A 13,886-nucleotide genomic window follows, 5' to 3' on the forward strand; every position below is an offset into this window, starting at 1 on the left:
CCCGCCAAGGGTTACCAAGTCCAGTCAAACTCCGAATGCCATGTACTTATATCCGGGAGTCAGACAGTGAGTGCTAAGATCCATTGTCAAGAGGGAAACAGCCCAGACCATCAGCTAAGGTCCCCAAGTGTGTGTTAAGTGGGAAAGGATGTGGAGTTGCAAAGACAACCAGGATGTTGGCTTAGAAGCAGCCACCATTTAAAGAGTGCGTAATAGCTCACTGGTCGAGTGACTCTGCGCCGAAAATGTAACGGGGCTAAACACACCACCGAAGCTATGGCTTGCAACTTATGTTGCAGGGGTAGGGGAGCGTTGAATGTACGTTGAAGTCAGACCGTAAGGACTGGTGGAGCGCATTCAAGTGAGAATGCCGGTATGAGTAACGAAAAGACAAGTGAGAATCTTGTCCGCCGTAAGACTAAGGTTTCCTGAGGAAGGCTCGTCCGCTCAGGGTAAGTCGGGACCTAAGGCGAGGCCGAAAGGCGTAGTCGAAGGACAACAGGTTGATATTCCTGTACCACCGTAAGCCGTTACGAGCAATGGGGTGACGCAGAAGGATAGTGACGCGGGCTGATGGATGCCCGTCCAAGCAGTGAGGCTGATGTGTAGGCAAATCCGCACATCGATAAGGCTGGGCTGTGATGGGGAGCGAAAATTGCAGTAGCGAAGGTCATGAGTTCAGGCTGCCAAGAAAAGCCTCTAGCCAGGTGAAGGTGCCCGTACCGCAAACCGACACAGGTAGTCGAGCAGAGTATGCTAAGGCGCTCGGAAGAACTCTCGTTAAGGAACTCGGCAAAATGACCCCGTAACTTCGGGAGAAGGGGTGCCTCGGTAGGGTGAATAGCCCGAGGGGGCCGCAGTGAAAAGGCCCAAGCGACTGTTTAGCAAAAACACAGGTCTGTGCGAAGCCGTAAGGCGAAGTATACGGGCTGACGCCTGCCCGGTGCTGGAAGGTTAAGGGGAGTGGTTAGCCGCAAGGCGAAGCTATGAACCGAAGCCCCAGTAAACGGCGGCCGTAACTATAACGGTCCTAAGGTAGCGAAATTCCTTGTCAGGTAAATTCTGACCCGCACGAATGGCGTAACGACTTGGGCGCTGTCTCAACGAGAGATCCGGTGAAATTTTAATACCTGTGAAGATGCAGGTTACCCGCGACAAGACGGAAAGACCCCATGGAGCTTTACTGCAGCTTGATATTGGACTTTGGTACGATCTGTACAGGATAGGTGGGAGCCTAAGAAGCCGGAGCGCCAGCTTCGGTGGAGGCAACGTTGGGATACCACCCTGATCGTATCGGAGTTCTAACCTGGTACCGTAATCCGGTACAGGGACCGTGTCAGGTGGGCAGTTTGACTGGGGCGGTCGCCTCCTAAAATGTAACGGAGGCGCCCAAAGGTTCCCTCAGAATGGTTGGAAATCATTCGCAGCGTGCAAAGGCATAAGGGAGCTTGACTGCGAGACCTACAAGTCGAGCAGGGACGAAAGTCGGGCTTAGTGATCCGGTGGTACCGAATGGAAGGGCCATCGCTCAACGGATAAAAGCTACCCTGGGGATAACAGGCTTATCTCCCCCAAGAGTCCACATCGACGGGGAGGTTTGGCACCTCGATGTCGGCTCATCGCATCCTGGGGCTGAAGTAGGTCCCAAGGGTTGGGCTGTTCGCCCATTAAAGCGGTACGCGAGCTGGGTTCAGAACGTCGTGAGACAGTTCGGTCCCTATCTGTCGTGGGCGTAGGAAATTTGAGAGGAGCTGTCCTTAGTACGAGAGGACCGGGATGGACGCACCGCTGGTGTACCAGTTGTTCCGCCAGGAGCACCGCTGGGTAGCCAAGTGCGGACGGGATAAGCGCTGAAAGCATCTAAGCGTGAAGCCCCCCTCAAGATGAGATTTCCCAATTCGTAAGACCCCTGGTAGACGACCAGGTTGATAGGTTCGAGGTGGAAGTGCAGCAATGCATGCAGCTGACGAATACTAATCGGTCGAGGGCTTATCCTATTGAACCCTGTTAAGGGGTTCACTTCGGAAACTAACGTTAACATCTTCGTTCAGCTAAGTAATGACCTTCGCAAAGGTTCGTATCCAGTTTTCAGGGTGAAAGACAGCTCTGTATGTACATCGTTTGGTGGCGATGGCGGAGGGGAACCACGCGTACCCATCCCGAACACGACCGTTAAGCCCTCCAGCGCCGATGGTACTTGGACCGCAGGGTCCTGGGAGAGTAGGACGTTGCCAAGCACGAACAACCGATCGCAGTTTCTGCGATCGGTTTTTTGTTGCTTTCAACTAAAAAGTCAGCTGCTATCCGCTGGGCTTCGCTGGAAGCCCATTAACGGTGATAAAAGCTGACTTCGTTTGATGCGATTTTGAGTATACCTTCGCGCTTTGCTTTTTTTAATCTTCGTACAACAACAAGCCGCGGTGCAAGAAACCAAACATGACACATAATTAGACTGATCATCGTTGCTTCGTTGGCCCAAGGATAGAAGACTCCTATCGCACATAATCCAAGCCATAGTAAATGACGGTGCAGCCTCCGGAATAAACCAAGTTCGATATGCGCAGTCGGGATGTAACCGATCCAAGGTGCAACAACTCTCCATCCCCAACGCCTGTAATCCGGCTCATCTACACGTATAAGTGTCAGGCGAATGATAATGAAATGGATAATTTGGGTGCCAATAATGCCGATTCCCAATGCTTTTACACCCTCTACGCGGTACATAATAAGCAGGAAGATAGCCAGAATGGCTAATACACAGAGATGACTGCGATACAATTCATCACGAACGGTTATTTTTTGCTTTAGCTGGTACTGGTAGATCGTTGCCTTCTCCTGTTCAGCTAGCTTGCCTCGCATGATATCGTCAATCCTTTCATCAATCTACATCAATGTATCGGATTTTATGGAGCTATTATGAAGACCTGCCCATCAAAAGAAGTACAAGCAGCACGTCACCATTCTGGGCGTTGCAACATAAACTGTATTACTATTTGAAATGGGCTATGAAAGTCGTATAGGTTGCTAGACTTTGTGGCATACTAGTAACAATGGCATATTTTATTACAATGAGGTGAAGCGAAATGACGGAACAACCTTCAAGCAGTGCGTGCATTATATGCGGTCATGAGAAACAGGAAGGTATTCGGATTATTGATGAATTTATATGCGAATCGTGCGAAAGCGAAATGGTCCGCACAGAGGTACAGGATGCGAAGTATCCATTTTTTATTCATCAGCTAAGACGCATCTGGCTTCAAAATAATGCATAGACCCTGCATCCAAGCAGCTATTTAATCCCTTATTTTTCTCGTGTCGTAGTCATTTATCGAGAGAGATCGGGGGATTTTTTCTTTTCTCCTGCAGTTTATGTCAAGGTCAGAATGATTTATGATGAGAACATAAGCAAATAAGAACCAGGGGGAAAAGATTTGTCCGCTTCAGGAAGCCGAATATGGCATTCACCTATATTGGAAGTACTACTTCAACTCCATCGATCGCAGCCGCTCAGTTTGCATGTACCAGGGCATAAATACGGTCAATCGCTATTGGCCATGCCAGGCATACCTGATGCAGCGCGGCGTATGTTAGAAACCGTGATGAACATCGATGTCACGGAGTTATCTATTACTGATGATCTGCATGAACCTACCGGCATGATCGATGAAGCCCAGCGCTTAGCAGCACGGACGTTTGGCGCGGAGCAGACCTTCTTTCTTGTTGGCGGGAGTACGGCTGGCAATTTGGCGATGCTGCTGTCTGTGTGCGAGCCTGGAGATCTAATTATCGTCCAGCGAAATGCTCATAAATCCGTATTAAATGGACTGAAGCTGGCAGGAGCCAAAGCGGTCTTCATGATGCCCGCCAGAGATGTGGCTAGCGGCTTGAATATCGTTCCGCAATTGTCGCATCTAGAAGATGCGCTGAACCGCTATCCCGAGGCCAAAGCAGTATTTCTCACAAACCCGAGCTATTACGGGCTCAGTGTAGATCTGCGAGCTTATGTGGATCTCATACATCGGCATGGAAAAATGCTGCTGGTAGATGAAGCTCACGGCGCACATTACGGTCTTCACCCGGCGTTCCCGCCATCTGCTCTTCTTGCCGGAGCCGATGCGGTTGTTCAATCGACGCATAAGACATTACCGGCGCTGACGATGGGTGCTATGCTTCATGTCCAGGGTGAGCAAATCGACCGAACGGCGCTTAGAGAGTCGCTTCGCATGATCCAAAGCTCCAGTCCGTCCTATCCCATCATGGCATCGCTTGATATTACCCGGGCAATGATCGATTTCTACGGCGGAACTGCATTGTTCCAGCAGGGGTTAGCAACAGCTGCGGCTTTCAGGCATTGGATTATAGAGCAGGATCAATATCGCTTGGTTGAAATGACGGAAGATTCATCGATTCAAACGGATCCGCTGCGTATCGTTCTTTGCGATTCCAGCGGTAAATTAACAGGCTTCGAGCTGCAGAAACAGCTGGAACGCTTCAGATGTTACGCGGAAATGGCGGACTCCCGTTATGTGGTACTGCTCTTCGGAATGGCTGCCTCGGCGGATGACGCGGCTCGGCTGCAGCAAGCACTGCTTGCAATAGCAATTGCTTCGGATTCCAACAAGAGCATCACATCGACAAGACCGCAGGAGAAGCCTGTAATCACTGAAATCCCATACCAAATATCTGAGCCCGTGTTATTCGGCAGATTAGGTGCAAGAAGAAACGGCCATAACGACTCGCAGCGTGTGAACCTTGAGGAAGCCGTCGGTAGAAAGGCGGCAGAAGCAGTCATTCCATATCCGCCCGGGATTCCCTTACTCTACGAGGGCGAGCTCATCACTTTCGAAGCGGTCGCAGCTATTCGCCAGCTCGTCAATGACGGTGCCAGATGCCAGGGGGCGGCTGACCCTACTATGCAAACCATTGCCGTCGTATCGCTGGGATAGCACATTTACGCGTATGATTGGCTTTGATATGATAGGGGTATAAACAGACAGAGGAGCACGGCAGGTGGAAAAAGGCTTGTTTTTGACGATTGAAGGCGGGGAAGGTGCGGGAAAAACGACATTAATTGCCGAACTTGCCCGATCGCTGCACGAACAAGGTAAGAACGTATGGACGACAAGAGAACCTGGAGGCATTCCTATTGCGGAGCAGATTCGCGGTGTTATCCTGGATAAGGGCAATACTGCAATGGATGCACGGACGGAAGCACTGCTTTATGCGGCAGCAAGACGCCAGCATCTTGTCGAAAAAGTAATGCCTGCGTTATCCCGCGGAGATATTGTCATTTGCGACCGATTCATCGACAGCAGCTTGGCTTATCAGGGCTATGCGCGCGGGCTCGGTATCGAGGAGGTTCGATCCATTAACCAGTTTGCGATTGACGACATGATGCCGGATCTCACATTTTGGCTCGATATTTCTCCGGAAGCCGGTTTAGCCAGAATCAATTCGGCTGAGGAACGAGAAATCAATCGGCTCGATCTGGAAGGTCTCGCATTCCATAGAGCCGTTCAAGAAGGGTACCGCAAATTGTTGGCTGACGAGCCAAACCGGATCATCCGAATTAATGCCGAACAGCCGCCAAAAACGGTCCTAAATGACGTGCTTTCTATATTAAAACAGCGATTTTGAAGGATTATTTACATTCGATGTCAAATAATAAGTATAGCACGTTAATTTCCGCATCATATCAGGTATGGGGTTCTGATCGTAAATAGACAGGCTTATAGCCGTTATCGTTTCAAGGGATCTATTATGGGAGGGATAAGGATGAAGTTAGTTGTTGCTATTGTACAGGATAAAGACAGCAATCGATTGTCGAATGCACTCGTAAGAGAAGGTTTCCGGGCAACGAAGCTTGCAAGTACGGGGGGATTCCTGCGTGCGGGCAATACGACGTTCATGATCGGGATTGAGGATGAACGTGTGCATGAAGTAATGACGGTGATCCGTGCCAATTGTAAGGTGCGTGACCAGCTCGTTTCGCCTGTTTCTCCGATGGGCAGCACAACAGATTCTTACATTCCATTTCCTGTAGAAGTGCAGGTTGGCGGAGCAGCTGTCTTTGTCGTACCTGTTGAACGTTTTGAACATTTCTAATCATAGGGCGTGAATGAGCAATGAAAATCAATCCCGGCTGGCGTCCGTTAGGTGCGGACCGTTCACGCCCCGATACCGGCTCCAAGCCTGTTGCCATGAAAAATTTTGCGGATGTTATGAATGTGCAGGATGAGCAGCGGACGATTGAACAGCTTCAGGAGAAGCTTAAGGATATTCATAATCAAGGCGAAAGGCTCTCTCGATCCATGACGGTCAGAGAGCTTAAGCTCTATCGCCAAATGGTGAAGCAGTTTCTAGAGGATACCGTTAGACGCGGTATCGGGATGAAGGAAACACGCGGATTCGACCGGCGCGGCCGTACGAAGAGGTACAAGCTGCTTGAGGAAATCGACAGCTCGCTTATATCTATGGGAGAGGAACTCCTGGAGACCGAGGAAGGACGGCTGAAGCTGCTCCAGACGATCGGCGACATTCGCGGCATACTCATTAATTTGTTCTTCTAAGATAGAAAGGATTTACGCGGTATGAGCATTGCACAGCTTGCGGGACAACCGAAGGCAAAACGTATTTTGCAATATGCACTGACCAGCGGCAAAGTTTCACATGCCTATTTATTCAGCGGGCCGCCTGGAAGCGGGCGTATGGGCATGGCGATGGCATTTGCCAAAGCGCTGTTCTGCTCGGAGGCCGGCGATGATGCTTGCGGCCATTGCCTGGAATGCCGAAAATTCGAGCATGGCAATCAACCGGATTTGCATATCGTCGAGCCTGACGGCAATTCCATTAAAATCGACCAAATTCGCGAGCTTCAAAGAGAGCTTGCTTATCGAAACATAAATACAGCCCGGAAAATCTATATCATGCAGCGTGCGGAAACAATGACGCTTCAAGCGGCAAACAGCCTGCTTAAGTTTCTAGAAGAGCCGCAGTCGGCTGTCGTGGCGATTCTGCTCACCGAGAATGGGCAAGCCATGCTGCCGACGATTAGATCGCGCACGCAGTGGGTGCCTTTCATGCCGCTTGCGCCGCAGGATATGCTGCAAACATTAGCGAATGAAGGCGTGCCGCAGCTTCCAGCGCGCGCAGCTGTGCAGCTCGCGTCAGGTCTTGATGCCTGCAGGGCGTTAACCCAACAGAATGGGTTTGCAGAAATGAGAAACGTAGTGATACAATTAGGAAAGGACAGTCTGACCCGGTTCACCGCGGCAATGTTGTCCTTGCAGCAGCAAATTATAAAGACGGAGCTAGGCGAGCAGCCGCAGCTTCTTCTATCCATGCTTGTACTTTGGTACAAGGATATGATTCATTATCAAGCAGGAAGACATGAATCACTCGTTTTTATAGATCAGCTTGATTGGATTGGCAAGCATGCATATGCGCGTTCGGCGGAGGGCTGGGTGGCATGCATGGAACATACACTCGAGGCCGGCAAGCGCATACGCGCACATGTGTCGCCGCAGTTGGCACTTGAGCAGCTTCTGATCCGCGTACAGGAGGGGTGAATAGTTGTATAACGTCGTTGGTGTCCGTTTTAAGAAAGCGGGCAAAATCTACTACTTCGATCCCGTCGAATTCAACATTGATAAGGAACAGTTTGTCATTGTTGAGACGGCGAGAGGAATCGAGTATGGCAAAGTCGTGGTGGGACCAAAACAGGTTGGCGAGTCAGATGTCGTCCTGCCGCTGAAGAAGGTCATTCGCATCGCCGGTGACAACGACGCGAAAATAGTCGAAGAAAATAAGGCAGCGGCAAAGAATGCTTTTGCTACCTGTCTGGAGAAGATAAGAGATCATCAGTTGAAGATGAAGCTGGTTGATGTTGAGTTTACCTTCGATCGGAATAAGATCATCTTCTACTTCACGGCTGAAGGCAGAGTCGATTTCCGCGAGCTGGTTAAGGATTTGGCAAGCGTATTCCGCACGCGGATCGAGCTTAGACAAATTGGTGTTCGCGATGAAGCGAAGATGCTGGGCGGTATCGGTCCATGCGGCCGCGTGCTGTGCTGCTCGACTTGGCTTGGCGATTTCGAGCCGGTGTCCATCAAGATGGCGAAGGATCAGAACTTATCGCTAAATCCTACGAAAATTTCCGGATTATGCGGCCGCTTAATGTGCTGCCTCAAATACGAGCATGACAATTATGAGAGTGTTCGCGAAGAATTGCCGGCGATCGGCAAGGTGGTCATCACTTCTTATGGCGAAGGCAAAGTAACGGGCATTAACGCAGGAACCAAATCGGTTTATGTTCAGTTGTTCGACGTTGGAGGCAAGCCGAAAGAACTGCCGCTGGATGATGTTGTGATCAAATGATTACCGGTACTGTGAAATCCGAAGCTGTATAGCCTTGGGGTGGAAACTTGAAAAAAGACATTTTTAGTGAGATCAGTGAGTTGGAAACGCATTTGGGCAGCTTATATACAGAGCTGGGTACGATGAAGCAGAAGATTAAAGCGCTGCTTGAAGAGAATAATCGGCTAAGCATAGAGAACGGCCAGCTGCGCAAAGTATTGAAGCGGGAAACGGCTGTATTTGCGCCGACGCCGAAATCAGAGCCGATTGTCTTGGATGCGGCAGCTGCCGTTCAAGACGATGCTTCAGAGGAGCCCGTGATGACTGGCGATCCTGCTGCAGTCGGTCAAGGCTATGACAATTTAGCTCGGCTTTATCATGAAGGCTTTCATATTTGCAACTTGTATTACGGACATTTGCGGACAGAAGGCGACTGTTTGTTCTGCCTTTCGTTTCTTAATAAAGATTAACGAACAAGACCCTCTTCCGCAGGGTCTTGTTTTTATTGAAGAGAACTGAAAATCGATTGGATGAGGAGCATGAAACGTGGTAAAAGAGGTTATGCTGGCACCGGATGAACGGCTGGATGATCTACTAACGCATCAATTACATATTATTCAAAGCAGAGAAGTGTTCAGCTTCTCGATGGATGCGGTGCTGCTGGCACGATTTGCCGCTATTCCACCGCGCGGCAGGATTCTTGACCTGTGTACCGGCAATGGCGTTATTCCGCTCCTTCTGACAACGCGAACGAAAGCTGCCATCGACGCGGTGGAAATTCAACCGCGATTGGCTGATATGGCAAAGCGCAGTGTTGAGGCAAACGGCCTGGAGGAACAAATCACGATTTACGAAGGCGACCTGCGCGATTTTCATAAGCAGAATGGCCATGGCACCTATGATTTCATCACGGTAAATCCACCCTACATGCCGGCGGGGACGGGCGATCAGAATGAGAACGAGCATTTTGCAATGGCCAGGCATGAACGCAATGGTACATTGAATGACATTGTCGCTGCTTGCGCAAGATTGGTTCGACCTGGCGGCCGCATGGCTATGGTTCATCGACCTTCACGCTTAGTAGAAATTCTGGAAACGATGCGTAAATGGAAGCTGGAACCCAAACGAATGAGATTCGTCCATCCGCATGCAGAGGCGGAATCCAATATGGTACTCATTGAAGCAGCTAGAGACGGGAAGCCTGATATGAAGATGCTGCCTCCGTTAATCGTTTATAATGAAGAGCGCCAGTATAATGAAGAGTTAATGCAAATTTACTACGGCAATCAGGCAGCTGCAGGCGTGCATACAAAGGAGAACGGTAAATGATTGTACAGCGAAGCTTCCAAGGAGATGGCACCAAACACGCCACAGGCACGTTATATTTGGTCGGTACGCCGATCGGTAATTTGGAGGATATGACGTTTCGCGCGATCCGAATCTTAAAAGAAGTCAATCTTATTGCGGCAGAAGATACGCGTCAAACCCGCAAGCTGCTAGCTCATTTCGAAATTAACTCGCGACTGGTCAGCTATCATGAACATAATAAGGAAGCGAGCGGTCCTGAGCTTATTCGTTTATTGGAGGAGGGGCAGTCAATCGCGCTTGTCAGCGATGCGGGACTGCCGGCGATCTCTGATCCTGGCGCAGATCTGGCGGCGGCGGCGGCGGAGCGCGGGTTAACGGTTGTGCCGATTCCGGGAGCCAATGCGGCTTTGTCTGCACTAATCGTCTCAGGCCTGCCGACGGAGAAGTTCCTGTTTGCCGGCTTCCCGCCTCGGGATCGCAAACCGCTGAACATATGGCTGCAACGACTGCAGCGTCAAGACAGTACCTTGATCTGTTACGAATCGCCGCATCGAATAACGAAGACCTTACCCGCGATGTTAGAGCAGTGGGGCAACCGTAAGATGGCCATGGTCAGAGAATTGACCAAACGGCATGAGGAAGTTGCGCGCGGCACGATATCGGAATGCATGGCTTGGTTGGAAGAGCATCCGCCGCTCGGCGAGTATTGTCTCGTAGTCGCCGGGATCGGCGCGGAGGAAGAAGCTGCAGCAAAGCTTGAGGAAACCTCTTGGTGGAGCACGCTCAGCGTCGAAGAGCATGTGGAGCGGTATGAAGTACAGCTTGGAGATCGCAAGGAAGCGATCAAGCGGGCTGCACAAGACAGAGGGCTGCAGAAGCGGGATGTTTATAATGAAGTTATGAAGAAGTAAGCGAACAAAAAAAAGACCTTCCTGGCCGATAAGGCCCAGGAAGGCATCAAGGAGTATTTAAAGGTTAGAATTAACAAATGGGATAATGTTATTATAACTGATAATTTTGGATTTGTCTCTCTTATTTTGTTACGGGAGTCGGCATTTCTGTCAGACAAACGTTGCAAACGATTTTGCCTTTGAAATAAGCGACGTTCTCTGCATTGCCGCAGAAGATACATGCAGGCTCATATTTCTTCAGCATAATGCGTTCGCCGTCTACGTAAATTTCCAGTGCGTCCTTCTCTCCAATTCCAAGCGTACGGCGCAATTCAATTGGAATAACAACGCGGCCAAGCTCATCAACTTTACGAACGATACCAGTAGATTTCATCATTTCTTTTCGTTCTCCTTTCATATGCAATAGTCGTCACGATTCGACATAATTCTATCATTGAATGTCTATATAATACCAACGTTTCCCAAAATAGTCAACCTGCCATTATCGGCAAAAATGACCAATTGTGACCATATTATCTCTAGAAATGGGCACTTGTTTATACTATATATACTACAACAGTGGGGCTCATATTGGAAATGGGATTACGACATCATTCGACAAATATTCGACAGGTTGTGTCGAAATGGCGAACGCTAAGGAGGCTAAGAAATGGTTGCGAATCATGCAAGGGACCGACTGCCTGAAGAGAAAGTATTCAAAGACCCCGTTCATAAATACATCTATGTGCAGGATCAGCTGATTTGGGATTTGATTAATACCCGGGAGTTTCAGCGTCTTCGGCGCATACGGCAGCTCGGCGCTTCTTATTTAACTTTCCATGGCGCAGAGCACAGCCGATTCTCGCATTCGCTCGGCGTCTATGAAATCACACGCAAAATCATTTCACAGTTCGAGCGGAGCGGCTATCCGGATTGGCCGAAGGAGGAGAAGCTTGTTGCGCTATGCGCGGCACTGCTTCATGATATCGGCCACGGTCCGTTCTCTCATTCCATTGAAGATGTGTTCGACACGCGTCACGAAGAATGGACGTGCCGTCTGCTTCTTGAGGATACGGAAATCAACCGGGTGCTGCGTGCCTTTGACCGCTCATATCCGGAGCGGATTGCATCCGTCATTTGCAAAACCTATCATCAGCCGATTGTCGTTAGTCTAGTTTCCAGTCAGATGGACGCGGATCGGATGGATTATTTGCTCCGCGATGCTTATTTCACGGGGGTCAATTACGGTACCTTCGATTTGGAGCGGATCCTGCGGGTGCTGAGACCATATCAGGGGCGGATCGTCGTCAAAGAAAGCGGCATGCATGCCGTGGAAGATTATCTCATGTCCCGGTATCAAATGTATTGGCAGGTGTATTTTCACCCGGTAACCAGAAGCTCTGAAATTATTCTTAGACAAATATTTCGCAGAGCAATGGAGCTTTACGCGGGTGGCTATCCGTTTGGTTGGATGATGGCTCCGTTGGAAAAACTGATCTCGGGCATGATTGATCTTGAAGACTATATCGCACTGGATGAGGCGCTTGTCCAAACCGCTTTCTCCGAGTGGGGGAAAGAACACGATTTCGTACTGTCTGACCTATGCCGCCGCTTTCTTGACCGCAGATTGTATAAATATGTAACGATGGACCAGCCGAATGAGGCGCTCTGGCAGGAAATCCGCGAGCAGTTCAGCGCAATCGGTCTACATCCAAGCTATCATCTAGAAATTGACTTTCCGTTTGACATGCCCTACCATGTGTATCGTCCAGGAACGGCCGGCATGACGGAGAATGAAGAAAAACCGCCGATTCTGCTGCTCTCCGGAGATGATCGTTTGTCGGAAATCTCCGGCCGATCCGACATTGTTCGTTCCATTACCGGCATACATCAAGGCAAGTACCATCTCTATTACCCAGAAGAACCGCTGCTTCAATCGGTTCATTTGCTTTCCGCGAATATTCGCGAATTATTTGCTTTAATGTAGAAAGGGGTTTCAGACATTATCATGTTAATCGACACACATACACATTTAGACTCGCATAAATTCGACGAAGACCGTGCGGAAGTTATCGAACGGGCACGGGCCGAGGGCGTACATACGCTGATCAATATTGGCTTCAACAGGGAGACAATCCCTACGACGATGGCGCTCGCCGAGCAGTATTCGTTTATCTATGCGGCGGTAGGCTGGCATCCCGTAGACAGCATTGATATGCTTCCGGGCGATTTGGACTGGATTGCATCTTTATGCGACCACCCCAAGGTCATCGCCATCGGTGAAATCGGACTTGATTATCATTGGGATACGTCGCCGAAGGACGTGCAGCAGCGCGTATTCCGCGAGCAGATCCAGCTTGCCAAGCAGAAAGATAAACCCATCGTCATTCATAATCGCGATGCGCATGAGGACGTAGTCCGAATACTGAGAGAAGAAGACGCGAAGGCGGTCGGAGGGGTGATGCATTGCTATTCCGGCAGTTGGGAAACAGCGAAGCAATGCCTCGATATGAATTTCTATATTTCCTTCGGTGGACCGCTTACATTTCAGAATGCCAGGGTACCAAAAGAAGTGATGGCGAGGGTGCCGCTCGACCGGATTCTCATCGAAACCGACGCGCCATATTTGGCTCCTCACCCTCACCGCGGAAAACGGAATGAGTCGGCTTTCGTCCGTCTTGTAGCAAATACGATGGCGGAAATCACAGGTAAATCTGTAGAAGAAATTGCTAAAATCACAACGGAAAACGCGATGAAATGTTTTGGAATATGATGAAAATCGTTTTGAAAGCAAGGAATTGGGACTAATCCGGTGTAAAAACTGAATTTCGCTTCAGAAATCGCTTGTTTTTCTCGGATTTTTCCTTGAAATTCGGTTAAATCGTCATTAATCAGTTCTTTACAATGTGCAGCGCTAGAAGGTATGATTCATTTCAGGGTAACAAAACTTGTATTCCTTTTCCAAAATAATCGCTTAATCTCCGAAAAACGGAGAGCGGGGGAACCAATTGTTGAAACTGATCGTATCATTGCGGTCGGTGGAACATGAAATTCTTCTTGGGGTGAATTTCGCAAACGACGCAGTATTCGAAAGACGCGTCATAAGCGAATAGGGCGACTCTCACGTCCGAATCCGACAGCTAACCTCGCAAGCGTCAATAAGAGAGATCAACCTCGTGCATGCAATCCATGCTACCATTGTCTAATGGGAAGCCACGAAACAGATCCTCTGTCGTCGGGCTTCTTTTTGTTTGAATAATGCGTAAACTGACGACATAGGGTTAACATGGAGGTGGCACCGAGGATGAATTTGGAAAATGCGTGCTTGCACGC

The 13,886-nt window shown here is 49.5% G+C and carries 14 protein-coding genes, 2 rRNA genes and 1 riboswitch (1 of these 17 only partly in view); of the genes, 14 read left to right on the forward strand and 2 right to left on the reverse strand.

Features of this window, described 5'->3' with window-relative positions; genetic code table 11:
• Positions 1–1,997: ribosomal RNA gene (locus tag KXU80_RS18570) — 23S ribosomal RNA — on the forward strand; it begins 931 nt to the left of the window's first position.
• Positions 1,998–2,120: 123 nt separating this feature from the next.
• Positions 2,121–2,237, forward strand: a 5S ribosomal RNA gene (gene rrf, locus KXU80_RS18575).
• 91 nt (positions 2,238–2,328) lie between these two features.
• Here rrf and KXU80_RS18580 read toward each other — a convergent pair.
• Positions 2,329–2,859: a transposase gene (locus KXU80_RS18580; RefSeq protein WP_219834689.1), complete on the reverse strand. Its 531-nt coding sequence runs from the start codon at positions 2,857–2,859 to the stop codon at positions 2,329–2,331.
• Between the two features lie 224 nt (positions 2,860–3,083).
• On the opposite strand from KXU80_RS18580, the gene KXU80_RS18585 reads away from it, so the two are divergent.
• From KXU80_RS18585 to rsmI, 10 genes are all read left to right on the forward strand, one after another.
• Positions 3,084–3,272 (forward strand): sigma factor G inhibitor Gin, encoded by a 189-nt coding sequence (locus KXU80_RS18585; protein WP_219834690.1) that lies wholly within the window; start codon positions 3,084–3,086, stop codon positions 3,270–3,272.
• Between the two features lie 198 nt (positions 3,273–3,470).
• On the forward strand, positions 3,471–4,946 hold the full coding sequence (locus KXU80_RS18590) for an aminotransferase class I/II-fold pyridoxal phosphate-dependent enzyme (protein ID WP_258171473.1): 1,476 nt from the start codon (positions 3,471–3,473) through the stop codon (positions 4,944–4,946).
• Between the two features lie 64 nt (positions 4,947–5,010).
• A complete protein-coding gene (tmk, locus tag KXU80_RS18595; protein WP_219834692.1) occupies positions 5,011–5,637 on the forward strand; it encodes a dTMP kinase in 627 nt (208 codons plus the stop codon).
• A 138-nt stretch (positions 5,638–5,775) separates the two neighbouring features.
• Complete coding sequence (locus tag KXU80_RS18600; protein ID WP_219834693.1) at positions 5,776–6,105, forward strand: cyclic di-AMP receptor DarA; 330 nt, start codon at positions 5,776–5,778, stop codon at positions 6,103–6,105.
• A 20-nt stretch (positions 6,106–6,125) separates the two neighbouring features.
• Positions 6,126–6,569: a YaaR family protein gene (locus KXU80_RS18605; RefSeq protein WP_219834694.1), complete on the forward strand. Its 444-nt coding sequence runs from the start codon at positions 6,126–6,128 to the stop codon at positions 6,567–6,569.
• Positions 6,570–6,590: 21 nt separating this feature from the next.
• Positions 6,591–7,568, forward strand: coding sequence for a DNA polymerase III subunit delta' (gene holB / locus KXU80_RS18610; RefSeq protein WP_219834695.1), 978 nt, complete (start codon positions 6,591–6,593; stop codon positions 7,566–7,568).
• A gap of 4 nt (positions 7,569–7,572) precedes the next feature.
• Positions 7,573–8,376 carry a PSP1 domain-containing protein gene (locus tag KXU80_RS18615; protein ID WP_219834696.1) on the forward strand — a complete coding sequence of 268 codons (804 nt, stop codon included), beginning with the start codon at positions 7,573–7,575 and terminating at the stop codon, positions 8,374–8,376.
• A 47-nt stretch (positions 8,377–8,423) separates the two neighbouring features.
• A complete protein-coding gene (locus tag KXU80_RS18620; protein WP_219834697.1) occupies positions 8,424–8,825 on the forward strand; it encodes an initiation-control protein YabA in 402 nt (133 codons plus the stop codon).
• Between the two features lie 91 nt (positions 8,826–8,916).
• Entirely contained in the window at positions 8,917–9,684 is a 768-nt protein-coding gene (locus KXU80_RS18625) for a tRNA1(Val) (adenine(37)-N6)-methyltransferase (protein ID WP_219839111.1), read from the forward strand.
• Complete coding sequence (gene rsmI / locus KXU80_RS18630) at positions 9,681–10,574, forward strand: 16S rRNA (cytidine(1402)-2'-O)-methyltransferase (RefSeq protein ID WP_219834698.1); 894 nt, start codon at positions 9,681–9,683, stop codon at positions 10,572–10,574. Before KXU80_RS18625 ends, rsmI begins: the two co-directional genes overlap by 4 nt.
• 121 nt (positions 10,575–10,695) lie before the next feature.
• Here the strand turns inward: rsmI and KXU80_RS18635 are convergent, their stop codons facing one another.
• The gene (locus tag KXU80_RS18635) at positions 10,696–10,950 is read right to left on the reverse strand and encodes an AbrB/MazE/SpoVT family DNA-binding domain-containing protein (protein ID WP_090648939.1); all 255 of its coding nucleotides are present in this window, start codon (positions 10,948–10,950) and stop codon (positions 10,696–10,698) included.
• Positions 10,951–11,223: 273 nt separating this feature from the next.
• Between KXU80_RS18635 and KXU80_RS18640 the strand changes: the two genes are divergently transcribed.
• Complete coding sequence (locus KXU80_RS18640; protein WP_219834699.1) at positions 11,224–12,540, forward strand: HD domain-containing protein; 1,317 nt, start codon at positions 11,224–11,226, stop codon at positions 12,538–12,540.
• Between the two features lie 21 nt (positions 12,541–12,561).
• Positions 12,562–13,326, forward strand: coding sequence for a TatD family hydrolase (locus tag KXU80_RS18645; protein WP_219834700.1), 765 nt, complete (start codon positions 12,562–12,564; stop codon positions 13,324–13,326).
• A 188-nt stretch (positions 13,327–13,514) separates the two neighbouring features.
• A riboswitch (cyclic di-AMP (ydaO/yuaA leader) is annotated at positions 13,515–13,723 on the forward strand.
• The last annotated feature ends 163 nt before the right edge of the window (positions 13,724–13,886 follow it).

This window comes from Paenibacillus sp. R14(2021), assembly GCF_019431355.1.
Taxonomy (GTDB): domain Bacteria; phylum Bacillota; class Bacilli; order Paenibacillales; family Paenibacillaceae; genus Paenibacillus_Z.

What these genes read in the sequence shown, in the direction of transcription:
- KXU80_RS18580 (WP_219834689.1), bottom strand. Translation starts at nt 2,859, where the DNA reads ATGCGAGGCAAGCTAGCTGAACAGGAGAAGGCAACGATCTACCAGTAC.
- KXU80_RS18585 (WP_219834690.1), top strand. Translation starts at nt 3,084, where the DNA reads ATGACGGAACAACCTTCAAGCAGTGCGTGCATTATATGCGGTCATGAG.
- KXU80_RS18600 (WP_219834693.1), top strand. Translation starts at nt 5,776, where the DNA reads ATGAAGTTAGTTGTTGCTATTGTACAGGATAAAGACAGCAATCGATTG.
- KXU80_RS18605 (WP_219834694.1), top strand. Translation starts at nt 6,126, where the DNA reads ATGAAAATCAATCCCGGCTGGCGTCCGTTAGGTGCGGACCGTTCACGC.
- holB (WP_219834695.1), top strand. Translation starts at nt 6,591, where the DNA reads ATGAGCATTGCACAGCTTGCGGGACAACCGAAGGCAAAACGTATTTTG.
- KXU80_RS18625 (WP_219839111.1), top strand. Translation starts at nt 8,917, where the DNA reads ATGCTGGCACCGGATGAACGGCTGGATGATCTACTAACGCATCAATTA.
- rsmI (WP_219834698.1), top strand. Translation starts at nt 9,681, where the DNA reads ATGATTGTACAGCGAAGCTTCCAAGGAGATGGCACCAAACACGCCACA.
- KXU80_RS18635 (WP_090648939.1), bottom strand. Translation starts at nt 10,950, where the DNA reads ATGATGAAATCTACTGGTATCGTTCGTAAAGTTGATGAGCTTGGCCGC.
- KXU80_RS18640 (WP_219834699.1), top strand. Translation starts at nt 11,224, where the DNA reads ATGGTTGCGAATCATGCAAGGGACCGACTGCCTGAAGAGAAAGTATTC.
- KXU80_RS18645 (WP_219834700.1), top strand. Translation starts at nt 12,562, where the DNA reads ATGTTAATCGACACACATACACATTTAGACTCGCATAAATTCGACGAA.